We start from the raw sequence: 25,799 nt of genomic DNA, 5'->3' as shown, positions 1-25,799 counted from the left end.
GACCATCGACGAGGTGTCCGATGAGCGAAACCCCCTTCTCCTCAAAACTGCTGTCCGGCAAACGCATTCTCATCACCGGCGGCGGTACCGGCCTCGGTCGCGGAGTTGCACGCCACCTGGTGGAACACGGCGCCGAGGTCCATCTGTGGGGCCGGCGTGAGGCGGTCCTCGCCGAGGCCGCGGCCGAGGCTTCCGAACCGCGTCCCGGATCGGTGCACTACCACACCGTCGACGTTCGCGACTACGAGAACGTCGACGCCACCATGGGTGCCATCTGGTCCGAGCACGGCCCGCTGACCGGCGTGATCAACAACGCCGCGGCCAACTTCATCGCGCAGACCAAGGATCTCAGTCCGCGCGCCTTCCAGGCGATCACGAGCACCGTGATGAACGGCTCCTTCCACACCGCACATGCCGCGGGTAAGCGGTGGATCGCCGACGAACTCCCCGGGTCCATCCTGTCCACCCTCACCACCTGGGTGTGGACGGGGTCGGCCTTCGTCGTCCCGTCGGCGATGGCCAAGGCCGCGGTGCACTCCATGACCATGTCCCTGGCCGTCGAGTGGGCCAAGTACAACATCCGGGTCAATGCCGTTGCCCCCGGACCGATCCCCACCGACTACGCCTGGGAGATGCTCAACCCCACCGACAAGAGTTCGGTGGGCGCCACGCAGACCGATCAGATCCCCGCCGGCCGGGCCGGGACGATCGACGAGCTCGCCAACCTCACCATGTTCCTCCTGTCGGATGCCTGTGACTACCTCACCGGCCAGACGATCGCCATGGACGGCGGCCAGATGCTGGCCGGACCCGGCACCTTCGCCGGTCTGACCACACTGTCCGACGCCGACTGGCAGCAGATCAAGGAGACCAGCAAGGCCGCTTCGGAATCGAGCAAGTCCCAGCGAAGCGTCTGACACCAGCAACACCGAGAACGGCCGCTGTCACCGACAGCGGCCGTTCTCGTGTCCCCACAACTCATCCACGGCCCGTGGATGATTGATCCGGGCTACCGGTCGATGATTGAGCCGGGCCACCGGTTGATGATTGAGCCGGGACCGAGCGCAGCGAGGACCCGTGTCGAAATCTCCGCAACCTACGTTGGATAGTGACCACCCCAGAGGTGGTCACGTAGGCGAACTCGGCCGACTGAGGTTTCGACACGCCTCGTCGCTACGCTCCTCATCGGCTCAACCACCCACTAGCCGTATCTGATTGAGCCGAGACTCCTTTTGATGATTGAGCCGGGACCGAGCATCGCGAGGACCCGTGTCGAAATCTCCGCAGCCAACGTTGGATAGTGACCACCCCAGAGGTGGTCACGTCGACGACGTCGGCCGACTGAGGTTTCGACACGACTCGTCGCTACGCTCCTCATCGGCTCAACCACCAATGGCCAGTGGCTGATTGGGCTGGGCTACCGGTTGATGATTGAGCCGGGACCGAGCGCAGCGAGGACCCGAGTCGAAATCTCCGCAGCCTACGTCGGATAGCGACCACTCCGGAGGTGGTCACGTAGACGACATCAGCCGACTGAGGTTTCGACACGACTCGTCGCTACGCTCCTCATCGGCTCAACCATCAATGGCCAGTGGCTGATTGAGCTAGGACTCTCGTTGATGTTGAGCAGGCGCCCCATGGATGATTGAGCCGGGACCGAGCGCAGCGAGGACCCGTGTCGAAATCTCCGCAGCCGACGTTGAGTGGTGACCACCCCGAAGTGGTCACGTCGACGACGTCGGCCGTCCGAGGTTTCGACACGCCTCGTCGCTACGCTCCTCATCGGCTCAACCACCCACCAGCCATGGATGATTGAGCCGGGACCGAGCGCAGCGAGGACCCGAGTCGAAATCTCCGCAGCCGACGTTGGGAGGTGACCACCCCCGATGTGGTCACGTAGACGACGTCGGCCGACTGAGGTTTCGACACGCCTCGTCGCTACGCTCCTCATCGGCTCAACCACCCACCAGCCATGGATGATTGAGCCGGGACCGAGCGCAGCGAGGACCCGAGTCGAAATCTCCGCAGCCAACACTGGAAGGTGACCACCCCCGAGGTGGTCACGTTGGGGAGCTCGGCCGTCCGAGGTTTCGACACGACTCGTCGCTACGCTCCTCATCGGCTCAACCACCCACTAGCCATGGATGATTGAGCCGGGACCGAGCGCAGCGAGGACCCGAGTCGAAATCGCCGCAGCCAACACTGGAAGGTGACCACCCCCGAGGTGGTCACGTTGGGGAGCTCGGCCGTCCGAGGTTTCGACACGCCTCGTCGCTACGCTCCTCATCGGCTCAACCACCAACAGCCAGTGGCTGATTGAGCTAGGACTCTCGTTGATGTTGAGCAGGGCTACCGGTTGATGATTGAGCCGGGACCGAGCGCAGCGAGGACCCGTGTCGAAATCTCCGCAGCCAACGCCGGGTGGCGACCACCCCAGAGGTGGTCACGTCGACAACATCGGCCGACTGAGGTTTCGACACGACTCGTCGCTACGCTCCTCATCGGCTCAACCACCCACCAGGCGTAGCTGATTGAGCCGAGACTCCAATTGATGATTGAGCCGGGACCGAGCGCAGCGAGGACCCGTGTCGAAATCTCCGCAACCTACGTTGGATAGTGACCACCCCAGAGGTGGTCACGTCGACGACGTCGGCCGTCCGAGGTTTCGACACGACTCGTCGCTACGCTCCTCGTCGGCTCAACCACCCACTAGCCGTGGCTGATTGAGCCGGGACCGAGCGCAGCGAGGACCCGTGTCGAAACCTCCGCAGCCTACGTTGGATAGTGACCACCCCAGAGGTGGTCACGTCGACGACATCAGCCGTCCGAGGTTTCGACACGACTCGTCGCTACGCTCCTCGTCGGCTCAACCACCCACTAGCCGTGGCTGATTGAGCCGGGACCGAGCGCAGCGAGGACCCGTGTCGAAACCTCCGCAGCCTACGTTGGATAGTGACCACCCCAGAGGTGGTCACGTCGACGACATCAGCCGTCCGAGGTTTCGACACGACTCGTCGCTACGCTCCTCGTCGGCTCAACCACCCACTAGCCGTGGCTGATTGAGCCGGGACCGAGCATCGCGAGGACCCGAGTCGAAATCTCCGCAGCCAACGTCGGATAGTGACCACCCCCGACGCTCAGTGGATGATCGACCCGATGAGCCGAGTCACGAGCGGACGGCGCCGACATCCTTGCGGAGTACATGCTTCATGATCTTGCCCGTCGTGTTGCGGGGCAGTTCGTCGACCACCACGAGCTCACGCGGGAGCTTGTACCGCGCCAGGGCTCCGCCCAGGAACTCGCGCAACTCGTCGAGTTCGATCGTCGCACCCTGTTTGGGTACGACCACCGCTGCCACCCGCTCACCCCATTCGGGATCGGGCATGCCGATCACGGCGACCTCGGCAACGGCGGAATGCGTGTAGATGGCACTCTCGACCTCGGCGGGATAGACGTTCTCACCACCCGAGATGATCATGTCCTTCAGTCGATCACAGATGAAGTAGAAGCCATCCGAGTCCTGGTAGGCGACATCACCGGTCTTGAACCAACCTCCGTCGAGCTGCGCCGCAGCGGTGGCGTCGGGGAGATTCCAGTATCCGGGGGTCACCGTGTCGCCCCGGACACACAGTTCTCCGGGCACACCGGGCGTGTTCAGGTCGTTGCCGTCGAAGTCGATCAGCTTCATCTCGTTGAGCATGCCCGGGGTGCCGCACGATCCCAGCTTGTCCAATGCTCGTTCCGTACCGAGGAAGGTGGCACCGGTGGATGTCTCGGTCATCCCCCAACACTGGCTGACCGGAATCCCCCGAGAACCGAACAACTCCAGCAGATGCTTCGGTACAGGCGCGGCGCCCGCGACGATGATCTGCAACGACGACAGATCCACGGAATCGAATGTGGCCTCCTGCGTCAGGTACAGCATCATCGTCGGCACCAGGAACAGTGAGGTCACCCGGTAGGTCTCGACATCGGCGAGAACCCGGTCCGCATCGAACCGTTCATGGATGATGACGTGGCCGCCGGCCATGAGGACGGGAAGGGTCATCACACACAACCCACCCGAGTGGAACAGCGGCGCCGAGGTCAACGCGATGTGCTCACCGTGATAGTTCACCGCGAGCATCCAGTTGACGTTCCCGGTCCAGATATTGCGGTGGGTGAGGATCGAACCCTTCGGGCGGCCGGTGGTTCCCGAGGTGTAGAGGATCGCCGCGACATCGTCCGGCGACACCTCGACCTCCGGCACCGAACCGACCTCGGCGGGACCGTGCTGAAGCCAGCCGTCGAACTCGCCGTCGAAGGTCAGATAGGACTGCACGACAAGCGAACCGCGGATTCGGTCGATGATCGGCACATGCTGTCGGTCGGCGATCAGCGCGGTGGCGCCGGCGTCATCGAGGATGTAGGTGAGCTCGTCGTCGGCGAGCCGATAGTTCAAGGGTACGAACGTCGCGCCGAGTCGATTCACCGCGAACAGGGCGACCAGGAAGTTGCTGTGGTTCATCCCGAGATATGCCACACGGTCACCCACCGACACCCCGGTCGAGGCCAAGAATGCAGCCTGCTCCTCCACCCTTCGCTGCAGCTCGGCGTAGTTCCAGGTTTCGTTCTCGAACGTGAGAGCCGGCTTGTGCGGATCACGTTGTGCGCGGGCGGAGAGCCACGTTGCCAGACCGAGCGGATTCATCAGAGTCCTATCGCCGAAAGGGTGAGGATCGGCCGATGCACCACGATCGGGTGCGATACACATCGAGGAGAAGTCGACGATCGATATGGCCGAATACCGTTATGTTACAGCAGATCACGGCCGAGCACACGTGCCGGAACATGTTGACGTCAAACGAGGGAGTTTGTTCTGACCACCCCGATGCGGGGTCTGCGAACCCCTCACCGTGGTGATGTGAGAACCACGTCGAAATGCTTGAATTCATCGATATCGGGGATTCTCGACACCGATCACACCGGACGACGCGATCAGTCGATCAGCCGACTACAGGAGGACACGTGATGCACACTGCCACAACAGATCTCGCAAGCTACCCGGAACGCTACTTCGCCAGCTGGAATCAACGGGACATCGAACAGGCCCTCGACGCCTTCGCGCCGACGTTGCGATGGACCGATCCATTGCTGCCCACTCCCCTGACCTCCCGCGAGGGAGCCCGAGGTTTCCTCCTCTTCGGGTGGGAGGCATTCCCGGACCTGCGATTCGAACCCGTCGGCCGTCCCCTGGTCGACGAGGTCGCTCGAACCGTCGCCCAGGAATGGATCATGACCGGCTCCGACTCGGGAGTCGGGTACCGCCCCGGTGAGGCCCCGTCGGGGCGCAGCTTCGAGGTCGCCGGGATGGACGTCTGGGGAGTCGACGAGCACGGAAGGGCGGTATCCGTTGCGGCGTACTGGGATGCGGGTCATCTCTCCCGGCAGTTGTCCCCGAGTTAGTCGATACCGGGCAAGGCCCCGAGCCGAGACACCCCGGACCGACAACGACACCGCACGGGCCGGCGGGGCCGCGACGATGCGGACCCGCCCGGCCACGGCGGACGCGTGGCCATCTCCCGAGGAGAGATGGCCACGCCGGTCACACCGACGGCGTGTACTGGTACGACCGGCTACGGGTGAGCGCGAACTCGAAGATCCCGCTCCCCTGCCGGCCGTCACATGCGAAGGTGCACAGACGATCGGTGAGCGCGGAGTCCAGGGTGTTGGGATTGACCGAGCCGTCGAGCCGATACCGATCGGACTCGACGTGGTCGATCCCGAGCTGCTTGCCGTGGTGTCCGCCGTATCCGGCACCGGCCATGTAGCCGCCACCCGCCCGGGCATCCGCGGAGACCTCGAACGAACTCCCGGATTCGGTGTCCACCACGACGATCCCCTCCACCAGATCACGGTTCTCGTCGAAGGTGAGGCGATGCCGAACATCGATGATCGGGTCGACCAGTCCACTCTCGTGCATCACCGCGCCCTCGAGCAGCAGGCGATCGTGGCCGCGGGTCTCGACCAGCAGGAAGCCGATCGAATAGTCGGGGAACTGGGCCTGATACCAGATGTGCAGGCCCTGCCCGCCGGCCATCGTCCGGACCCCCCTCGAACGATCGCGCTGCCCGTACCAGCCGTCCACGGCCTGCGTGACACCGTCGATGGTGAGCGTGCCGTCGTACCGGCCGGACTGGAAGAGATGCTCGAACTCCGTCGACTCGTCGGTCGCGTTGGCCACCGCAACGGTCCCGAACCATGCGGGTGTGCGAGCCCGCCAGGTGAGATCGAACTCCACGCCGATCGGGTTGTCGTCCAGGGACAACCGCCAGACGGCGTTGGGTTCGACCACCTCGAACCGGAAGGGTCCGGCGCCGTCGCCCTCGGTGGCCGAGAGTTCGGTCGAGTACCGCAGGTTGCGTTGTTCGGTGCGATCGGAGACCACCACGAATCCATCGGCGGTGTCCTTGGCGGGGTACATGCCGAATCCGAGGAGCACCGACGGCGACGGCGCATCCTCGGCGTGCAGGTTGAAGACGAACCGGTCGAAGAACCGGTCGGGGAGTCCGGCCTGCCCGGGGGTGACCAGACGATCATGGAAGTCGTTGCGTACCAAGGGTTGATTGCCAGTCACTGCAGGGTCCATCCTGTGTGTCGGGGTTGTGGGCGATCGATGGGTCAGGCGTCGGCCACGACGGGTGTGGGGAGTCCGGCCTCGCGCCGTGCGTCGGCGAGGAAGGCGGTGACCAGGGCGGGGTCGGCATAGTAGGGATCGCCGATCCCGTCGTCGACACGTCGGCGGCTGTACTCGTAGAGCACCGCCAGTTTCCACAACGCCAGCGTGGTGTACCACGAGAGATGTGTGAGATCGCGTCCGCTGCGCTGCGCGTAGCGGTCGCGGAGCTCGGCACGCGTCGGATAGCCGTCCTCGAGCATCGCGGTTCCCAGTTCGGCGGTGGGGTTGGGCGTGTGGCCGGCCTCGGGGACGGTGGCGAGGAAGTAGCCGATGTCGAGCAGCGGGTCACCGAGCGTGCACAGTTCCCAGTCGAGCACGGCGGCGATGCGTCCCGGTGCGCCGGGTTCCAGGACGACGTTGCCGATCCGGAAGTCGCAGTGGATCAACGTCGCATCCGACTCGGGTGGCGTATTGGCCAACAGCCATGCATCGATGTCGGCGAACTCCGTGGGCGCATTCCCGTTCTCGTCGGCGACGAGTCGGCGCATGCGTGCCACGTGCCGCGCATTGAAGCCCTCCGGACGGCCGAGGTCGCCCAAACCGACTGCACGCCAGTCGACATCGTGCAGTGCGATGAGTGTGTCGACGAGATCGTGGGCCGTCTCCCGACGGTGTTCGGGCGTGTCCAGCGGTGCCGGCGTCGAGGTGGTGACGACCGGCCCCGGCGCGAAACCCATGACGTAGAGCGGGACGTCGAGCACCTCGCCCTCCTCGGCGACGGCGAGGACCTCCGGCACCGGGACGGCGGTGGCGCTCAACGCCGACATCACGCGCGCCTCGCGCAGCATGTCGTTGGCGCCGGGCGGAATCGGCGGGGGCGGCGGGCGGCGCACGACGACACGGCAATCCCCGCCGGACACCAGGAAGGTGAGGTTCGAATGCCCGTCACCGATCCGGCGGGTCGTGATGGGGCCGTTCAGGATTCCCCGCTCGGAGAGGAATTCCTGAAGCCGCGCGAGATCGGTCTCGCTCCAGTCCCAGCTCATCTCGTCATCGCCCCGTGAACTCGGGCGCGCGCTTCTGCTTGAACGCCGCCAATGCCTCGGGCATGTCGTCGGTGCGGGTGAGCAGCGCCTGCCCGCGGTTCTCCAGCTCCAGCGCCGCCTCGTACGAGCCGATCTCGGTGTTGCGCTGGATCGCCCGCTTCGACATCCGGACCCCGCCGGGAGAGTTCTGGGCGATCAGGCGCGCCATGGCCAGCGCCTCGTCGAGCAGGTCCTCGGTGGGGATCACCTGGTTGACCAGGCCGATCCGCAGGGCCTCCGCCGCCTCGACGATGCGTGCGGTGAAACCGATCTCGGCGGCACGTGCCGGGCCCACCAGGCGGGCGAGGTTGTAGGACGTGCCCAACTCGCCCATCGACAGCCCCACCTTGACGAACGCGGCGCTGAGCTTCGCCGTGGGCGCGGCGAGCCGGATGTCGGCGGCCAGCGCGAGGGCGAAACCACCGCCGGTGGCCGGACCGTGGATGGCGGCGATCACCGGGAACGGCAGGTGGCGGATCGCCTGGATGCCGCCGGTCGCGGTCTCCTGGAATTTCAGGAACTCGCGGACCCCCATCTCGGTGATCACCGAGATCTCGTCGAGGTCGAATCCGGCGCAGAACGCGCGCTCGCCGGCACCGGTGACGATCAGGGCGCGGAGTCCGCTGTCCCGCAGGGCGCGACCCGCCGCGAGGTACTCGTGGAACATCGCGACGGTCTGCGAGTTCATCCGCTGCGGGCGGTTCATCCGCAGGATGCCGATACCGGGTTCGGCCTCGGTGAAGGAGAGGGTGTCGAGTGAGGGGAAGTCGATGGTCATCTGCGCCTGCTCTGCTGGGATGGGTGGAGTGTGGTGTGCGTCAGTTGCCCTGGAAGACCGGCGGGCGCTTCTCCTTGAACGCGGCCAGCGCCTCCGGCATGTCGGCACTGCGGGTGAGCAGGGCCTGTCCGCGGTTCTCCAGTTCGAGTGCGGCGGCATACGAGCCGACCTCGAGGTTGGCCTGCAGCGCACGCTTGGACAGCTGCACCCCGCCCGGCGAATTGGCCACGATCTGTTCGGCGAGCCCCAGCGCGTCGGCGACGACGTCGTCCTCGCTGATCCAGTTGACCAGCCCGAGATCGGCGGCCTCCTCGGCGGCGACGACGCGGCCGGTGAAACAGATCTCGCTGGTCTTGGCCGGCCCGATCAGCCGGGTGAGCAACCAGGACGTGCCGAGATCACCGGCGGACAGTCCGATCCGGACGAAGGCCGCGTTGAACTTGGCCTGCGCGCTGCCGATCCGGATGTCGGCGGCCAGGGCCAGGGAGAAACCACCGCCCGCGGCGGCACCGTTGACCGCGGCGATCACCGGGACCCGCACCGAGCGGATCGCCGACAGCGCACGTGCGGCACGCTCCTGCTGGTCGAGCATGCCCAGCGCCCCGAGGTGGGGCAGGTCGTCGGCATCGGCGAGGTCGTAGCCGGAACAGAACGCCTTGCCCGCACCGGTGAGGATCACCACGCGCAGGTCGTCCTCGTCGCCGAGCCCCCACGCGAGCTGTTCGAGTTCCACGAACATCGTGTTGGTCATCGCGTTGTACCGGTCGGGCCGGTTCAGTGTGACGAGCACGATGCCCGGCTTGACCTCCTCGGCGCGGAGGGTCTCGAAAGTGCGGTCGAGTGTCTTCATCCTCGGACTCCTTGTCAGGACGGCGAATCGGTATGTGATCGGGTCAGCGGAACTGCGGCTTGCGCTTGTCCACGAACGCCCGGATGCCCTCGGCGGCCTCGCCGTCCTCGAACAGCGCCTGGATCTGCTCGACCTCGTATCGGGCGCCCTGCTCGAGCGGCAGGTCGAAGGCGGCGTCGACGGTCCGCACCACCGACAGCTGGGCGGGCAGTGACGGACCGACGAGCTGGTCGGCGAACTCGTTCGCCGCGGCCACCACGTCGCCGTCGGTGAGCCGGTCCACCAGGCCGATCCGGTAGGCCTCGTCGGCGGGTACCTGGCGGGCGGTCAGCATGATGTCGAGGGCGCGCCCCCGACCCACGAGACGCGGGAGTCGTTGTGTGCCACCGGCACCGGGGATCAGTCCGAGTTTGACCTCGGGCAGGCCGAACCTGCCGTTCGGTCCGGCCACGCGCAGGGTGCAGGCCATCGCGAGTTCGAGGCCGCCGCCGAGTGCCACACCGTCGATCGCGGCGATGGAGATCCAGGGCGAGGCGGCCAGGCGGTCGTTGACCTCACGCATCTTGTCCCCGTAGGCGGTGAAGCTCTGCGCGTCGATGGACGAGAGGTGCTTGATGTCGGCGCCCGCCGCGAAGAAGCCCGGGTTCGCCGACGAGATCACCATGACCTTGACGTCGCCGGCCTTCTCGGCGGCGTCCATCGCCAGGTGCAGGCCGTCGAGCAGCGGGATGCCGAGGGCGTTGGCCGGCGGCCGTTGCAGGGTGACCGCCAGAATCCCCGGCGAGGTCGACTGCCACGTCACCACTTCGTGTGCCTGATCTGCCATGTTCATCCTTTGCATCTCACGGTCGCATCCGAGGCCGTGTGCGGCCTCCTGCGTCGACGCTAACGTCGGGGTCCAGACATAGTCAACCATTATTTTGGTCATACCAAAAGCTTGTATCGCTACGCCGGGATACGACGATGCGGGCGAGGTGCGCATCCGCACTCCTCACCCGCATCGACACCTCCGGAGTGCCGCTCCGCTACCGCCGGGGACCCGACGGTCGGCGACTCACAGATACACCGACTTCTTCACCAGATATGCGGCCAATCCCTCCGGCCCCAGTTCCCGGCCCAGACCGGACGACTTGACACCGCCGAACGGCGCGGTCGGGTCCGGCAGGTAGGCATTGATCCCGATCGAGCCGGTCTCCACCCGCCGCGCCACCGAGACGCCGTGGTCGTGATCGGAGGTCCACACCGATCCACCGAGCCCGTAGTCACTGGCGTTCGCGATGGCCACCGCGTCGTCGTCGCCGTCGTAGGAGATGATCGACAGCACCGGGCCGAAGATCTCCTCCTGGGCGATCGCATGGTTGTTGTCGACGCCGGCGAACACGGTGGGCTCGACGAACCACCCGCGGTCGAGCGCCTGCGGGCGCCCGCCACCGGCCGCGACGGTGGCACCGTCACCCTTGCCCTTGGCGATGTAGGACTCCACACGCTCACGCTGACGGGCCGAGACCATCGGCCCGATCTGGGTGGTGGCCTCGAGGGCACTGCCGACCTGCAGTGATCCGGCGAGGCCCGCGAAGGTCTGCACCACCTCGTCGTATCGACTGCGCGGAGCCAGGATTCGGGTGCCGAGGAAGCACGTCTGGCCGTTGTTGAGCAGCGTCGCCGAGAAGATCTGCTCACCGACCCTGGTCAGGTCGAGGTCGGCGTCGTCGAGGATGATCGCCGCCGACTTCCCGCCCAGTTCCAGGGTCACCGGGCGCAGGAGCCGCCCGCAGACCTCGGAGATGGTGCGGCCGGCGGCGGTCGACCCGGTGAACGCCACCTTGTCCACACCCGGATGGGCCACCAGGTAGGCGCCGACCTCTCGGCCACCGGGGACGATGTTGATCACACCGTCGGGAATGCCCGCGGCCGCAACGGCATCGGCCAGGATGTAGGCGTCGAACACGGTCTCCGGCGACGGCTTGAACACGAAGGTGGCACCGGCGGCCAGGCCCGGGGCGTACTTGAACGCCGCGAGCGCCTGCGGGAAGTTCCACGGGACGATCGCCCCCACCACACCGACCGGATCGGCGGTGACGAGCGTGGACCCACCGAGGAGGCCGGGCCGGGTCTCCTCGAACGGATACTCCCGGGCGAGACCGGCGTAGTAGCGCAACAACAGCTGAGGGAAGACCGCTTCGAGTTGCCCGGCGATGGCGATCGGCATCCCGTTCTGCGCACTGACCGCCTGGGCGAGATCGGCTGCCCGCTTGTCGAGTTCGTCGGCCAGTCGCTCCATCGCGTCCGCCCGCTGCGCCGGGGACCATCCGCCCCAGCCGCTCTTGTCGGTGAACGCCTGCCGCGCCGCGGCCACCGCCGCGTCGATGTCGGCCTCGGTGCCGTCGGGTACCGACCCGATCGGCTCCTCGGTGTTCGGCGAGATCACGGTGATGCGTCCGGTCCCGGCCGGGGCCCGGTACTCCCCGCCGATGAAGAAGGCGTTGTGTTCGGTGGTACTGCTCATGATGTGGTTCTCCTTTGATGCGCTGTGGGTTCCGGCGGTCAGTCGGCGAGCAGGACGACCTTGACGGCCTCGCCGGTCAGCTGCGCCTTGACCGCCTCGTTGGCCTCGGCGAGCGGCATCGTGGTGATGAGCTTGTCGAAGGGGAAGACGCCCTGCTTGTACAGGTCGAGCAGGTGGGGGATGAAGGTCTGCGGATCGGCGTCGCCCTCGATGATCGCCCGGATGCTGATGCCGAGCACCGACGCCGGAACCAGCGGGAGGCCGAAGGTGGCCTCCGGGTCCGCGGGCACCCCGATGAGCCCGATGACACCGCGAATGGCCATGGCCCCGAACAGGTCTCCGATCACCCCGACGAGTGCGGTGGTGTCGGCGGCGTAGTCGAATCCGTCGGGCACGATGGCCCGCAGCTGTTCGGTGACCGGACCGTCTGCGGGGTCGATCGCGGCGGTGGCACCCAGTTCGATCGCCAGCGTGCGGCGGTCCGCGTTGGGCTCGACCACCACGATGTGGGCGGCCTTGCGGACCGCGGCGGCCATCACCGCCGACAACCCCACCGATCCCGCACCGCTGATCACGACACTCGAACCCGGTTCGACGTCGAGGGAGTTGAGGATCGCCCCCGCACCCGTCTGCACACCGCAGCCGAGCGGGCCGACCAGTTCCAGCGGGACGTCGTCGGGGACCCTGACCACGTTGCGCACGTTGGCGATCGCATGGGTGGCCAGCGACGACTGCCCGAAGAAGTTGCCGCCGGCCGGTGCTCCGCCGATGCTCACCGTCGACGTCCCGTCCGGTCGTACGCCGCCGAAGTTCAACGGCATGAACGCTGCGCAACTGGCCGGCTCGTCCCGACGGCACCACTTGCACTCGCCGCAACTGTTGAAGCTGACCGCGACCCGGTCGCCCACGGCGAGCGTGGTGACCCCGGGGCCGACGGCCTCGATCACCCCGCTGCCCTCATGACCGAGCACACCCGGCAGCGGGAACGGCAGGTGTCCTTCCTTGACGGCGAGGTCGGTGTGGCAGAGTCCGACGCCGGCGATCTTGATCCGCACCTCACCCGGACCGGGGTCGGCGAGGTCGACCGTCGACAGCTCGAACTCGGCGCCGACCGACGGCACGACGACAGCGGTTACATCCATGGGGACTGACTCCTTGGGGAAAACGGGTGATGTCTGGCGGTACGCGGCGCCCGGAAGGCAACTCCGCATGGGCCGACGGTAGGGACGTCGCATCGCCGCAGACGAGGGGTCTGCGGCAGGATCACTCGAAGACCACCCTGCGCTCCCCCGACAGGGTGACCGGACGCAACCGGCGGCCTTGGTCCAACCATTTGCACACCGGAGCCGATCGGGTGCACTATGGTTTGTGGAGTGATCCACGTCTCATCGAAAGGAGCGCCCGTGACCGTCCACCCGGCGCCCGACGACACGACATGGCAGCTCGTCGCCGAGAGCCTGGCGTTCCTGCAGGACTCCCGGACCATCGAGATCCGGCGTGACCCGGCGGTCCTGCTCGGCGACACACGACGCCGGCTCGAACGGTTTCTCGCCGACGCCGACCCGGACGACGACCGGCAGATGGTTGCCTGCCGCCTGCTCTTTCGCATCCACCAGGATCAGACGCGACGCCTGCACCAGGACACCGTCCGGACCGCCCACGCCGCCGACGAGGTCCGGCGCATCGTCGGCGATCTCATCGAGACCGACACCGACGGCCTGATCGATCAAGTACCGCAACGCATCTGCCGGAATCTCTCCTTCGGTCGCGCAATGATCTCGTCCATCGCGACCGCGGTGTGGATCCCGCGGCACCTGCACATCGAATGCGACGACAGTCCGGAGAACTCGGCATTCCTGTCCTACGTCGACGGCGCCCGGATCCCGCTCGCCCAGGCACCGCTGGAGACCGAGATCGTCCGTACCCGGACCTCGGCGATGAGTTCACGCCCCGACGACGACCGCCGCACCTTCAAGACCATCGTCGAGGTGGCCCACTGCGACGGATACGTGGCCGCACCCATCATGTCGAGGGGCCGGGTCATCGGCATCCTGCACGCCGACCGGCCGAACGACAGGAGCCGTGTCCGCGACTCCGACCTCGCGATCCTCAGTGCACTCGGCGAGTGCCTGTCGTCGGTGTTCGAGCGGGCCATCCTGGAAGAACGGCTGCGGCGCAGCTCGGCCCGGGTCGACGAGGTCTTCGGTGAGATCACCGCCGAGCTCTCCGACATCGCCGGCGCCCCGGCCCCCGACCGCCGCCCGGTAGCCGATCCCGTCCTGACCGATCGCCCCCAGACCGACCGTACCCTGACCGATCCCGGGTTCGCCCGGCCCACGGAGTCGTCGGCCGGCCCGAACAGCGGCTTCCTCACCGCCCGCGAGCGGGAGGTGCTCACACAGATGGCGACCGGCGCCACCAACGCCCAGATCGCGCTTGCACTCGTCATCTCCGAGGAGACGGTCAAATCACATCTCAAGCAGATCTCGAAGAAGCTCGGGACGACGAGCCGGGCCGCAGCGGTCGCCCGGTTCGCGCAACTGAGCAGCCAGGCCTGCCTGCAGCCCCGGTGAACCCCACAGACCCGGTCACCCCGGGCAACACATCACGACTGGCGACCCGGCTCGCGATCGCCGACCGCCGGCTGCGGGCGCTGCTGGCGCTGCCCGCAGCACCGGAGGCCACGTCCCCGACGGCCCTTCTCGAGGACGCGGCACGGTCCACCGAGGCCGCGATGGCGACGGACCCGGCGGACACGGCCGGCAGTCAGGTGACCACCCTGGTCGCCGAATCCCTGAGGTTGCAGCTGGACCTGCGCACCGCGCTGGCGGCACAGCGCGAGCACACCGCGGTGTCCCTGGCGGCCTCGCTTCGCCGCCTCGGTTCCCCGACAGACGGTAACGGTCTGGCCCACCAGGTCTGTACCGAGCTGGTCGGGCACACCGGCTTCGCGGTGGCGGCGTTCTCCGCGGTGACCGGGGATCGGCTGTCGGTGCTGGCGGTCGCCGGCACCGACCGATTGGACGTCGCGCCGTTCGACGTCGACCTCGACCCGCACGACGCCGAAGCCGCCTGTCTCGCGGCGGCGGACCCTCGGCCGTCGCTCGCGACACGTGACCGGATCGCCGCGCCGATGGCCGGGGTCCTCGATGCCGAGGAGTACGCGCTCGCCACCATCGTCGCCGGGGACGCACCGGTGGCGATCCTGCATGTGGGACGGCGTGATCGGCTTCCCGTCGACGACCTCGACCTGGGTTTCGTCGCGCTGTACCAGACTGCGGTGTCGGCGATCGTCGCCCGGCAGCGATGGTCGGACAAGGCACAGCGACATCAGGAGACCATCCGGGCGGCACTGTCGCGGATCGTGGAGGATGCCGTACGGGTCACGCGCACCGATTTCGAGATCGGCGGGGATGTCGTCTCGCCTCCCCGAGCGCAGACCCTGTCCCGGCTGCCGGTCAACGAGGCACTCGAGCAGCGGCTCACCACCCGGGAGACCGAGGTGATGCGTCTGATCGCCTCGGGCGCATCCAATGCCGAGATCGCCGACCAGCTGTTCATCGGGGTCGAGACGGTGAAGTCGCATGTGAAGAAGATCCTGCGCAAGATCGGCGCGGTGAACAGATCCGAGGCCATCTCGCTCTACGTCGATCGGGGTTGACCGCGCACCCGGCGCGATCAACCCCGATTCATCGACGGTTCACACACTCACCGCGCAGGAGCGGATGTCGGCGTCCGCATCCCCCAGACGGGCCGGGTCCATCTCGGCCCCGGAGGCGATGAAACGCTTACCTGCCATGAAAAGCGCAGGGGCATTGGCTGTTTCCACAGCGACCACCCGGTTGGCGCGGTCGAGGTGGAAGATCCCGAACTTGCCGGCACCGGGATCGCCACGGACCACGGCGGTGACCCCGTGGTGCACGAGCCCGGCGATCTTGAGTTTCAGATCGAACTGATCGGACCAGAACCACGGGACCTCGGCACCCGGCTTGTCCGACCGACACAGCTGGGCTGCAACATGTTTCGCCTGTTCGAGCGCACTGGGGATGCTCTCGAACCGCATCGTGTCGCCGCCGACCGGCCGGCGGGTCACGTCGCCGATGGCGTAGACGTCCGGGAGGCTGGTCCGTCCGTCGTCGTCGACGATGATGCCGCCGTCGCAGGCGATGCCGCAGGCGACGGCCAGCTCGTCGTTGGGTATCGCACCGATCCCGATCAGGATGGCATCACACGGGATCTGTTGCCCGTCTGACAGTTCCACGCCGGAAACGCGGTCCCCACCGCCGACATGATCCCCACCGCCGATGTCATCACCGACGAGGATGCGGGTGACGTCGACGCCGGTGAGGATCTGTGTGCCGAGTTGCCGGTGGTGGGCGGTCAGCGCTTCGGAGAACTCCCGGCCGGCCACGCGGGCCAGCACCCGGTCCTCCCGCTCGAGGACCGTCACCGGAAGTCCGTGCTTGCGCATCTCCGCGGCGACCTCCAGGCCGATGTATCCCCCGCCGATGATGACCAGTCGGCCACCGCGTTCGACCGCGGCCTGCAACGCCCTCGCATCGTCGAGGGTCCGCAGTGTCAGCGCACCGTCGGCGTCGGCGCCGGGCAGGGGCAGCGCCCGCGGCCGCGAACCCGTGGCGATCACCAGGGATCCGTAGCCGATGCGTTCGCCGGATTCGGTGATCACTTCCCTTCTCTCGGGTGCGATCTCGGTGACGACGGTGTCCAGGCGCAGGTCGATCTTCATCTCGTCGTAGAAGTCGTCGGGGCGTAGGTCCTGCCGCACACCGCTGCTCATGAACTTCTTCGACAACGGGGGCCGATGATAGGGCTGATGGGATTCGTCGCCGAGCAGCACCACATCACCGGTGAATCCCTCTTGGCGCAGCAGCGCAACGAGATTGGCCCCGGCATGCCCGCCGCCGATGATGACGATCGAGTCGGTGGTCATCGCAGTCCCCCGGCGCTCAACGGCTGTCGACGACGTGGATCTCGATCCGCTCGTCGGTGTCGGGGACGACGAGCTGACAGGACAGGCGCGACCGGTCGCATGCGCCGTCGAGGAACTCCAGCAGTTCGGTCTCCTCCTCGGCGGGCTCGGCGAAGAGACCGTTGCTGGTCGCGTCCACATGCACGTGGCAGGTGGCGCAGGAGCAACTGCCGCCGCATTCGGCGACGATTCCCGGCAGGTTGTTGCGGGTCGATCCGTCCATGATGGTCTGCCCCACCTGGACGTCGACGTCGGTCGCGGTTCCGTCCGGGAGGTGATAGGTCACGATCGGCATGAGCGCCTCCTTCGGTTCGTTGGGTTCGGGGTGGATGGCAATGTCATCGGAGGGTCAGATGCACCGGAAGATGGCGCAGTCCGCCGACGAAGTTGGTCTGGATCATCTTGGGCTCACCGGCGAGTTCGACCTTGGTCAGGCGCGGGAGCAGTTCCTCGAGGAAGACACGCATCTCCAGCTTCGCCAGGTGCTGTCCGATGCACATGTGGGGCCCGTATCCGAAGGCGATCTGCTTGTTCGGGCGGCGATCCAGACGGAAGGTGTCCGGGTCGTCGAAGACCTCGGCGTCGCGGTTGCCCGACTGGAACAGCAGCATCAGCCGGTCGCCTGTCTCGATCCGCTGTCCGCGCACCTCGGCATCGGCGACCGCCATACGAGTGAACTGCTTCACCGGAGAGACGATTCGGAGTGCCTCGTTGATCAGGTTGGGGATCAGGGAGAGGTCGGTGCGAACCGACTCGAGCAGTTCCGGATGCAACGCGAACTGCTCGAACATGCCCGCGATGGTGCTCGCGGTGGTGTCGTGCCCGGCGGTGGCGATGGCGACGAACCATCCGTAGGCGAAGGTCTTCGGGAAGTACTCGCCGTCCTCCTGCCGCGCCACGGCGATCAAGGTGGCCAGATCTTCCTTCGGGTTCGCGCGGCGATCCTCGACCAGCGTGTCGAAGTAGGCGTAGAAGTCGGCGATGGCCGCCGCCCACTGCTGGGCTGCGGCATCCGCGGACTGGTGCTCGACATCATCGCGTGCGGCATCCGGGTCGGCGGTGCCGAACAGTTCCTGGGTCAGGCCCATCATGCGCGGCTCGTCCTCTTCGGGGACCCCGAACAGCGTCATGATCACGTGCAGCGGAAAGAACACCGCAAAGTCCTGCACCGCATCCAGATCCCTTGGCCCATCGGCCAATCGGCTCACCGCATCCTTGGCGATGACGCGGATCCGGTCTTCCCACTTCTTGAGGTTCGCCGGCCGGAACCAGTCGAAGGCGACGTCCTTGACCGTGCTGTGCTCCGGCGGGTCGAGGTACGGCAGGGCATCGAGGATTCGCAGGGAGCCACCGGTCAGCTGCTTGGTGAAGGCATCACCGGCCTGATTCGCGCACATCGGGTTGTGCGTGCCCTTCTCCTCGCCGCCACCGGCACTGAAGATCTGGGGCTGACGTTCGATCTCCATCAGGTCTGCGTGCTTGGTGACCAGCCAGAGGTCGTCGTAGCCGTCGACGCTCACCTTGGCCAGCGGTGCGTTCTCCCGCAGCCATCGATAGGCCTCGTAGAGTGCTGCGTTGTCACTGTGTCCCTCCGGCAGCACGATTCGGCGGGCGATCTCGTCGGGGACCTGGGTGCGGGTCGGCGTCGCGAATGTGGTCATCGTCTTCCTTCCGTCGATGTCGGAGTGGTGATCCGACGGACTGCCTCGACGTTAGGAAGGTCACACCCGCTTGCGGCAGATCCAGCGGCGAAGTTCCCCCCTTTATCCCCTCACCCATCCCCCGATCGGGGTGGCCGACGGACTCGACGGGTGATCCGACAGACACGATCTGCTGCCATCTCGCCTCGCCCGCATGGGTGCTGGTAAATTAGGTAAGACCATATGCAGGAGAAAGCAGGTTGTTCATGCCCGAGTCGAGCGCAGTCGCACGACACCCGGTCCAACTGCAGCCCATGCAGGTACCGAAGGCATCCGACGTCCTCGCCAATGACCTGCGCGAACGCATCCTCCGGGGCGAGTTCCCCTCGGGTACGGCGCTGCCGCCGGAACGCGAGCTGGTCACCCAGACCCGGATGAGCCGCACCACGGTCCGTGAGGCATTGCGCATCCTCGAGGTGCAGGGCCTGGTGACCATCAAGACCGGCCGCTCGGGTGGGGCGTTCGTCCAGCAGCCCGGCGGAGACTCCGTCGCGACGTCGGTCAACCTCCTGATCCGGGGCCAGCAGCTTCGTCTCATCGATCTCCTCGAGACCCGTGAGGCCATCGAGCCTGCGTGCGCAGGACTGGCCGCGAAGTACCGCCAGGACGAGGACATCGCCGTCCTGGAGAACGCCAACAAGACGATCAACGACCTCGACATCTCACTCGAGGCGTTCCTGCAGGCCAACGTCGACTGGCATATCGGCGTCGCCGTCGCCAGTCACAACGAACTGCTCACCGGTTTCATGACAGCGCTGTCGAACGCCATCTACAGCTCCACCGAGAACAAGGCGTTCGTCGACGACGAGGTCCGCAAGACCACGTACAAGGCGCACAAGACCATCACCGACGCCATCAAGGCCGGCGACTCGGCTGCCGCAACCCGACGGATGACCAAGCACGTGCACGGCTACGCCGAGGCGGTCGTCCAGGTGGAAGAACGCACCGAGATCGAGATCCGTAAGTAGGAGCAGCCCGGGCCGAACCACCCTGCAGCACCCGGTGATCGATCCGGGACCCCTATTTGATGATTGAGCGAGACTCCCCGGCGATGATCGATCCGGAACCCCTATTTGATGATTGAGCCGGGACCGAGCGAAGCGAGGACCCGAGTCGAAATCCCCGCAGCATACGCTGGATGGTGACCACCCCAGAGGTGGTCACGTCGGCGACGTCGACCGTCTGAGGTTTCGACACGCCTCGTCGCTACGCTCCTCATCGGCTCAACCACCGTGCAACACTCGATGATTGAGCAGGGACCACAATTTGATGATTGAGCCGGGACCGAGCGAAGCGAGGACCCGAGTCGAAATCCCCGCAGCATACGCTGGGAGGCGACCACCCCCGAGGTGGCCACGTCGGCGACGTCGACCGCCTGAGGTTTCGACACGCCTCGTCGCTACGCTCCTCATCGGCTCAACCACCGTGCAACACTCGATGATTGAGCAGGGACCACAATTTGATGATTGAGCCGGGACCGAGCGAAGCGAGGACCCGAGTCGAAATCCCCGCAGCATACGCTGGGAGGCGACCACCCCCGAGGTGGCCACGTCGGCGACGTCGGCCGCCTGAGGTTTCGACACGCCTCGTCGCTACGCTCCTCATCGGCTCAACCACCGTGCAACACTCGATGATTGAGCAGGGACCACAATTTGATGATTGAGCCGGGACCGAGCGAAGCGAGGACCCGAGTCGAAATCCCCGCAGCATGCGCTGGGAGGTGACCACCTCTGAAGTGGTTGCGTTCCGACGTCGGCCGTCTGAGGTTTCGACACGCCTCGTCGCTCCGCTCCTCATCGGCTCAACCACCAACCGCTCGTTGATGATTGAGCCGGGACCGAGCGAAGCGAGGACCCGAGTCGAAATCCCCGCAGCCTACGTCGGATGGTGACCACCCCAGAGGTGGTCACGCCGTCGACGACGACCGTCTGAGGTTTCGACACGCCTCGTCGCTCCGCTCCTCAACGGCTCAACCACCAACCGCTCATTGATGATTGAGCAGACCCGAGGATAGTGAGTTCAGATCTGCGCCGGCACGTTCAGGTGTCGGCGGAGACCCGCGAGGATGCGGGTGTTGATGGCGCGGGTCTGTTCGTCGGTCAGACCCCACGGGGGTGCGATGAGATCGAGATGGTCGAATCCGTCGGGAATGCGGGCCAGCGCATCGGGGAATTCTTCTGGGGTACAGGCGATGGCGATGGTGTCGATCATGTCGTCGGTCACCGCGGCGATGACGCCGTCGGTATCGCGATCACGTGCGGCCTGGCGGATGCGTTCCTGCTCGGCGCTCCATCCGTGGATGGCGAACAGCCGGTCGTACACCCGTGACGCCGCGTACTGGCCGATGGCGTAGGCCGCCTGACGGCGGGCGGTGTCGACGTCGTCGTCGATGGCGCACATACGAATTCCCATGATGGTGATCTCCGACGGATCACGCCCGGATTCCGCGGCACCACGGGCCACCTCCTCGGCGACCGGACCGCGCACATAGTCGGCGGTGTACATGGGGTGTCCGACCAGTCCGTCGGCATGCTGTCCGGCGGTCCGCAACATCAGTTTGTTGACACCGGCGATCCAGATCGGGATCTCCGGCCGGACGGGTTCGGGGACATCGGATGTCGGAGACAGATGCACGTGATAGAACCGGCCGTCGTGGTGGACCGGCCCCTCGTGCAGCCGCCACAGCTTCTTGAGCACGGTGAGCAACTCGGCCATCCGCTCGGCCGGGGCCTCCCCACTCACCCCGTGCCAGGCCTCCATCATCTTGGGTGTCCCGTTACCGATACCGAGAATGATCCGCCCACCGGACAACTCGTCGAGGTCACGGGCCTCCGCCGCCCACATGAGCGGGCTGCGGCCCACACCGTAGGCGATGTTGGTGCCGATCGAGATGGTCTCGGTCCCTGCGGCGAGCATCGCCATCGGTACGGTCGCCGAGCGACTGTAGAGCTCGCTCGTCCACACTGCCGCGCAACCGATCTCCTCGGCCTCGCGGGCGAGCTCCACCATGGTGGTGAACCGGTCGCGGCCGGTTCCGACGCCGAATGCGTTGACCCCGAATGTCGTCATGTCAGTGATCCTCTCGAATCCCGCTCACGCGCGTCGCGCGAATCGGTCGAACTCGGGAGTGCGCTTGGCCTTGAACGCCTCCCGGCCTTCCTTGGCCTCGTCGGTGGAGTAGAACAGCAGGTTGGTGTCGTGCGCGAGCTGCTGGATACCCGCCAGGCCGTCCTCGGCCGCGTGGAAGCTCGCCTTCATCAGACGCAGCGCGAGCGGCGACAGGGCCAGCATCTCGCGACACCATCCGACCGTCTCGGCCTCCAGATCGGCCAGCGGTACGACGGTGTTCACCAGACCCATCTCGAGCGCCTGCTCCGCGGTGTACTGGCGGCACAGGAACCAGATCTCCTTGGCCTTGCGCTGTCCCACCAGATTCGCCAGCAGTCCGGCGCCGAAGCCCCCGTCGAAGGAACCGACCCGCGGCCCGACCTGTCCGAGCCGGGCGTTGTCGGCGGCGATGGTCAGATCGCACACGATCTGCAGGACGTGCCCGCCGCCGATCGCATATCCGGCGACCATCGCCACCACCGGCTTCGGGAGACGCCGGATCTGCACCTGCAGATCGGTGACGTGGAAGCGGCCGACGGCCTGGGGATCGTCGGGATTGGTCAGGTAGCCGGTGTCGCCACGGACCCGCTGGTCACCGCCCGAGCAGAACGCATTGTCCCCTTCCCCGGTCAGGATGATCACGCCGATGGACGGATCCTCGCGCGCCAGGGTCAGGGCGTCGGAGATCTCCATCAGGGTCTGCGGGCGAAAGGCGTTGTGCACCTCCGGCCGGCAGATGGTGATCTTGGCGATCCCGTCGTCGGTACGGGAGTAGTCGACGTCGTCGTAGCGACGGACCGTCGACCACTCCACGGCGGTGTCGGACACAGTTCTCTCCTCGGATCGTGGCTCGATACCGCTGGACTCGATACCGCTCAGGCCATCGTCAGGCCGCCGCTGACCGACAGCGTCTGACCGGTGATGTATCCGGTCTCGTCGGAGGCGAAGAAGGCCACGGCGGCGGCGATGTCGGACGGATCGGCCAGACGCTTCATGGGCACCGCGCGGGTCATACCGCCGAGCACCTTGTCGGCGTCCTGGCCGGAGTTGTTCGCGAACTTCCGCAGCGCGGGGGTGTCGGTGGGGCCGGGGCACACGGTGTTGACGGTGACGCCCTTCGTGGCGACCTCGCGTGCAAGGGTCTTGGTGAATGCGATGATCCCGCCCTTGGCGCCGGAGTACACGGCCTCCAGGGACGATCCGACGCGGCCGGCGTCGGAGCCGATGTTGATGACGCGCCCGAAGCCGCGCTCGATCATCCCGGGCACCACGGTGTGGTTGACCCGGAGTGCACCCTTGAAGTTGATGTCGAGGATCTTGTCCCAGAACTCCTCGGTGGTGTCGAGGAACTTCATGAAGTCGTCCCACCCGGCATTGTTGACCGCGATCTCGACGGGGCCGAGTTCTGCGGTGATCTGCTCGACGGCGGCCTTGACCGATGCGGTGTCGGTGACGTCGATCGGCACGGCGATGGCCTGGCCGCCCGCGGCCACGATCTCCTTGGCGGTCTGTTGTGCGGCTTCGAGATTCAGGTCGGCGACGGCGACCCGGAAGCCGGCCTCGCCGAGTTTGCGGGAGATGCCCTCGCCGATTCCCTGTGCTCCGCCGGTGACCAGTGCGACTCGATTGCTCATGAGATGGTTCCTTTCGATGTTCTGCTGTTGCCCAGTGTTTTTCAGGATGCCCTGTGTGTTTTCAGGATGCGGCGCGCGCGGCGCCGGCCAGTTCGTCACGGAATTCGGGTGCCGCGACGGCGATCAGACGCCGACGCCGCTCGGCCAGCGGCTGTCCGCGCAGGTGTGCGATGCCGTGTTCGGTGACCACACAGTCGACGTCGGCACGCGCGGTGGTGACGACCCCCTCGTCGAGGGCGAACTTGATCGACGACGCCCCGCGCATGGTGGATCGCAGGGCGATGATCGACCGTTTCCCGGTGAGCGCGGCCGCCCGCGCGAAGTCGACCTGGCCGCCGACGGCACCCAGGTAGGTACCGCGGCTGACCTCGGCGCCCACCTGTCCGGTGAGGTCCACCTCGATCGCGAAGTTGACCGCAACCAGCGAACTCAACTGCGAGAGCACCTGCGGCGCATGGGTGTAGCTGGTCGGGCGGAAGACGACGGGCAGGTCGGCGACCCGGCTGTAGAGGTCGGCGGAACCGAGTGCGGTGCCCGCGACACACAACCCCACGTCGACCTGCTTGCGCCGGCCGGTGACCACCCCCTTGTCGATGAGGTGCATGACGTCGTCGGTGATCATCCCGGCGTGGAAGCCGAGGTCGCGGTGTCCCGACAATGCGTCGAGCACGGCCGCGCCCATGGAACCGATGCCCACCTGCAGGGTGTCGCCGTCGTCGACGAGCTCGGCGATGTGCCCGGCGATCGCCCGATCGATGTCGGCCGGCGGGCGGGTCGTCTCCTCCTGCAGCGACCGATCGGTCTCGATGGTGGCGGCGAACCGGCGCAACGGAATCCGCGGCGAGCCGGGCAGCGCCGGCATCTGCCGATTGACCTCGGCGAACAGCAACGACGTGTGCTCGATGGCATCGGCCATGTAGTCGACGCCGATCCCGAGCGAACACATGCCGTCCCGGTCGGGCGGCGACACCGCGAGCAACCCGGCGTCGCTGGGCAGCCGGTGCTCGGCGAACATCCTCGGCAACGCCGAGTAGTGGCACGGGACCACTTCGAGCTGATCGGTCTTGCCCAATGCGCGCAGGGCACCGAGACCGCCGTAGGACACCATCGTGTCGGCCGGTGAGATCGACTGTGCGAGCTGATCGTTCCAACTCAGTCCGGTGAACAGGCGCAGGGGACCGACGGCGGGTGCCTGGGCGAGGAGTTCGTCGACGAGCGGGCGGGGTTCGGCGGCCGCCTGACTCCACCACACCCCCATACCCGGCTTCAGCAGCCCACCGAAGTCCACCATCACTCGACCCGTTCGATCAGGGTGCCGGTACCGAGGCCTCCGCCGCAGCACATGGTGACGAATCCGAGGTGACCATCACGCCGTTCCATCTCGGACAGGATGCTCGCGATCAGGCGTGAACCCGTCGCGCCCACCGCATGTCCGAGCGCGATGGCACCGCCGTTGACGTTGACCCTGTCCTCGTCCGGCTTGAGCTCGCGCTGCCAGGCGAGTACCACCGAGCTGAACGCCTCGTTCACCTCGAACAGGTCGATGTCGTCGATGCCCAGTCGGTTCCGTTCCAGGATCTTCTGGGTCGCGGGGATCGGACCGGTCAGCATGATGATCGGGTCGACGCCGACGGTCGTCTGGTCGGCGATCCGCGCACGGATTCGCAGTCCGTACCGCTCGGCGGCCTCCCGGGTGCACAGCAGCACCGCGGCGGCACTGTCGCAGATCGGGCTCGAGGTGCCTGCGGTGATCCGGCCGTCCTCCGGCCGGAACACCGGCTTGAGCTTGCCCAGCGTCTCGAGTGTTGTTCCGGGACGCACGGTCTGGTCACTCAGGCGGATCTCGCCGTCGAGTTCCATCCGGACCATCTCGTCGGCGAACCGGCCGGCCTCGATGGCGGCGGTGGCCAGGGCATGCGACCGGACGGCGAATTCGTCCATCTCGGTGCGCGAGATGCCCCAGCGGTCGGCGATGAGCTCGGCGCTCTCGCCCTGGGTGACGAAGTCGTAGCGTTCACGCAGTTCCGCGGGCCACGGCTCGCCGTAGAGTTCGCTGATCTTGGCCGGCGAGTTCATCGGCACATGACCCATGTGCTCGACGCCGCCGGCGATCACGATGTCGTGGACACCCGAGGAGACTAGTGCCGCAGCGAAGTTCACCGAGGTCTGTGCCGACCCGCAGCGGCGGTCCAGGGTGGTGGCCGGGACCTCGGCCGGGAATCCTGCCTGCAACCAGGCGTTACGGCCGATGTTGCGGGACTGCTCGCCGAACGGTGCCGTGCAGCCGATCACCAGGTCTTCGACGACGGCGGGGTCGATCCCGGTGCGCGCCACCAGATCCTGATAGCAGGCGGCCAGCATCGCATTGGGGTGGACGTCGCGGAACCACCCCTTCTCGGGATGTGACCGGCCGATCGGGGTGCGGACGGCCTCGGCGATGACGACCTCGCGGCCCGCCTGGGTGAACGGACCCGACACTCGTGACGCCAT

Annotated in this window: 21 protein-coding genes; 5 read left to right on the top strand and 16 right to left on the bottom strand. The window is 66.6% G+C overall.

The features are described from left to right. The first annotated feature begins 20 nt into the window (after positions 1-20). Positions 21-917 carry an SDR family oxidoreductase gene (locus Q9K23_RS15680; protein WP_020790131.1) on the top strand — a complete coding sequence of 299 codons (897 nt, stop codon included), beginning with the start codon at positions 21-23 and terminating at the stop codon, positions 915-917. A 2,249-nt stretch (positions 918-3,166) separates the two neighbouring features. Here Q9K23_RS15680 and Q9K23_RS15675 read toward each other — a convergent pair. After that, entirely contained in the window at positions 3,167-4,753 is a 1,587-nt protein-coding gene (locus tag Q9K23_RS15675; RefSeq protein WP_305950195.1) for a long-chain fatty acid--CoA ligase, read from the bottom strand. Between the two features lie 257 nt (positions 4,754-5,010). Between Q9K23_RS15675 and Q9K23_RS15670 the strand changes: the two genes are divergently transcribed. After that, positions 5,011-5,445 carry a nuclear transport factor 2 family protein gene (locus tag Q9K23_RS15670; RefSeq protein ID WP_053777347.1) on the top strand — a complete coding sequence of 145 codons (435 nt, stop codon included), beginning with the start codon at positions 5,011-5,013 and terminating at the stop codon, positions 5,443-5,445. Positions 5,446-5,584: 139 nt separating this feature from the next. Here the strand turns inward: Q9K23_RS15670 and Q9K23_RS15665 are convergent, their stop codons facing one another. The 7 genes from Q9K23_RS15665 to Q9K23_RS15635 all read right to left on the bottom strand — a co-directional run bounded on the left by Q9K23_RS15665 (position 5,585) and on the right by Q9K23_RS15635 (position 13,019). Next, positions 5,585-6,616 carry a hypothetical protein gene (locus Q9K23_RS15665; protein WP_261977928.1) on the bottom strand — a complete coding sequence of 344 codons (1,032 nt, stop codon included), beginning with the start codon at positions 6,614-6,616 and terminating at the stop codon, positions 5,585-5,587. Between the two features lie 44 nt (positions 6,617-6,660). Beyond that, entirely contained in the window at positions 6,661-7,704 is a 1,044-nt protein-coding gene (locus tag Q9K23_RS15660) for a phosphotransferase family protein (RefSeq protein ID WP_020792594.1), read from the bottom strand. A gap of 4 nt (positions 7,705-7,708) precedes the next feature. Beyond that, positions 7,709-8,521 (bottom strand): enoyl-CoA hydratase-related protein, encoded by an 813-nt coding sequence (locus Q9K23_RS15655; protein WP_053777324.1) that lies wholly within the window; start codon positions 8,519-8,521, stop codon positions 7,709-7,711. Between the two features lie 40 nt (positions 8,522-8,561). Further along, complete coding sequence (locus tag Q9K23_RS15650; RefSeq protein ID WP_053777325.1) at positions 8,562-9,371, bottom strand: enoyl-CoA hydratase-related protein; 810 nt, start codon at positions 9,369-9,371, stop codon at positions 8,562-8,564. Between the two features lie 43 nt (positions 9,372-9,414). Continuing rightward, on the bottom strand, positions 9,415-10,197 hold the full coding sequence (locus Q9K23_RS15645) for an enoyl-CoA hydratase-related protein (protein WP_053777348.1): 783 nt from the start codon (positions 10,195-10,197) through the stop codon (positions 9,415-9,417). Between the two features lie 228 nt (positions 10,198-10,425). Continuing rightward, positions 10,426-11,877: an aldehyde dehydrogenase gene (locus Q9K23_RS15640; protein WP_053777326.1), complete on the bottom strand. Its 1,452-nt coding sequence runs from the start codon at positions 11,875-11,877 to the stop codon at positions 10,426-10,428. Positions 11,878-11,915: 38 nt separating this feature from the next. Then, on the bottom strand, positions 11,916-13,019 hold the full coding sequence (locus Q9K23_RS15635; protein WP_053777327.1) for an NAD(P)-dependent alcohol dehydrogenase: 1,104 nt from the start codon (positions 13,017-13,019) through the stop codon (positions 11,916-11,918). 261 nt (positions 13,020-13,280) lie between these two features. Here Q9K23_RS15635 and Q9K23_RS15630 point away from each other — a divergent pair, with 261 nt between their 5' ends. Together Q9K23_RS15630 and Q9K23_RS15625 are read left to right on the top strand one after the other, a co-directional pair. Then, positions 13,281-14,450, top strand: coding sequence for a LuxR C-terminal-related transcriptional regulator (locus tag Q9K23_RS15630; RefSeq protein ID WP_305950194.1), 1,170 nt, complete (start codon positions 13,281-13,283; stop codon positions 14,448-14,450). Beyond that, a complete protein-coding gene (locus Q9K23_RS15625) occupies positions 14,447-15,538 on the top strand; it encodes a helix-turn-helix transcriptional regulator (protein ID WP_152972743.1) in 1,092 nt (363 codons plus the stop codon). Before Q9K23_RS15630 ends, Q9K23_RS15625 begins: the two co-directional genes overlap by 4 nt. A gap of 39 nt (positions 15,539-15,577) precedes the next feature. Here Q9K23_RS15625 and Q9K23_RS15620 read toward each other — a convergent pair whose 3' ends face one another. From Q9K23_RS15620 to Q9K23_RS15610, 3 genes are read right to left on the bottom strand one after another with little or no spacing between them, the layout of a single operon-like run. Continuing rightward, on the bottom strand, positions 15,578-16,828 hold the full coding sequence (locus tag Q9K23_RS15620) for an FAD-dependent oxidoreductase (RefSeq protein WP_053777329.1): 1,251 nt from the start codon (positions 16,826-16,828) through the stop codon (positions 15,578-15,580). Between the two features lie 16 nt (positions 16,829-16,844). Continuing rightward, positions 16,845-17,162, bottom strand: coding sequence for a 2Fe-2S iron-sulfur cluster-binding protein (locus Q9K23_RS15615; protein ID WP_020792120.1), 318 nt, complete (start codon positions 17,160-17,162; stop codon positions 16,845-16,847). A 43-nt stretch (positions 17,163-17,205) separates the two neighbouring features. Next, entirely contained in the window at positions 17,206-18,528 is a 1,323-nt protein-coding gene (locus tag Q9K23_RS15610; RefSeq protein WP_020792121.1) for a cytochrome P450, read from the bottom strand. Between the two features lie 245 nt (positions 18,529-18,773). Here Q9K23_RS15610 and Q9K23_RS15605 point away from each other — a divergent pair, with 245 nt between their 5' ends. Next, positions 18,774-19,535, top strand: a complete 762-nt coding sequence (locus Q9K23_RS15605) for a FadR/GntR family transcriptional regulator (protein WP_082365882.1) — start codon at positions 18,774-18,776, stop codon at positions 19,533-19,535. 1,051 nt (positions 19,536-20,586) lie between these two features. Here Q9K23_RS15605 and Q9K23_RS15600 read toward each other — a convergent pair. The 5 genes from Q9K23_RS15600 to Q9K23_RS15580 form a co-directional block, all read right to left on the bottom strand. Further along, positions 20,587-21,636 (bottom strand): LLM class flavin-dependent oxidoreductase, encoded by a 1,050-nt coding sequence (locus tag Q9K23_RS15600; RefSeq protein ID WP_020789842.1) that lies wholly within the window; start codon positions 21,634-21,636, stop codon positions 20,587-20,589. A gap of 24 nt (positions 21,637-21,660) precedes the next feature. After that, positions 21,661-22,503: a 1,4-dihydroxy-2-naphthoyl-CoA synthase gene (menB, locus tag Q9K23_RS15595; protein WP_020789846.1), complete on the bottom strand. Its 843-nt coding sequence runs from the start codon at positions 22,501-22,503 to the stop codon at positions 21,661-21,663. A gap of 47 nt (positions 22,504-22,550) precedes the next feature. Continuing rightward, on the bottom strand, positions 22,551-23,309 hold the full coding sequence (locus Q9K23_RS15590) for an SDR family NAD(P)-dependent oxidoreductase (protein ID WP_020789840.1): 759 nt from the start codon (positions 23,307-23,309) through the stop codon (positions 22,551-22,553). 61 nt (positions 23,310-23,370) lie between these two features. Beyond that, the gene (locus Q9K23_RS15585) at positions 23,371-24,600 is read right to left on the bottom strand and encodes an acetyl-CoA hydrolase/transferase C-terminal domain-containing protein (protein WP_053777331.1); all 1,230 of its coding nucleotides are present in this window, start codon (positions 24,598-24,600) and stop codon (positions 23,371-23,373) included. Further along, the gene (locus Q9K23_RS15580; protein ID WP_053777332.1) at positions 24,600-25,799 is read right to left on the bottom strand and encodes a thiolase family protein; all 1,200 of its coding nucleotides are present in this window, start codon (positions 25,797-25,799) and stop codon (positions 24,600-24,602) included. Before Q9K23_RS15580 ends, Q9K23_RS15585 begins: the two co-directional genes overlap by 1 nt.

It is taken from the genome of Gordonia sp. NB41Y (assembly GCF_030718915.1).
Lineage (GTDB): Bacteria > Actinomycetota > Actinomycetes > Mycobacteriales > Mycobacteriaceae > Gordonia > Gordonia desulfuricans.
Note: the sequence above shows the minus strand (reverse complement) of the source record. Positions and strands in the feature narration are given on the sequence as shown.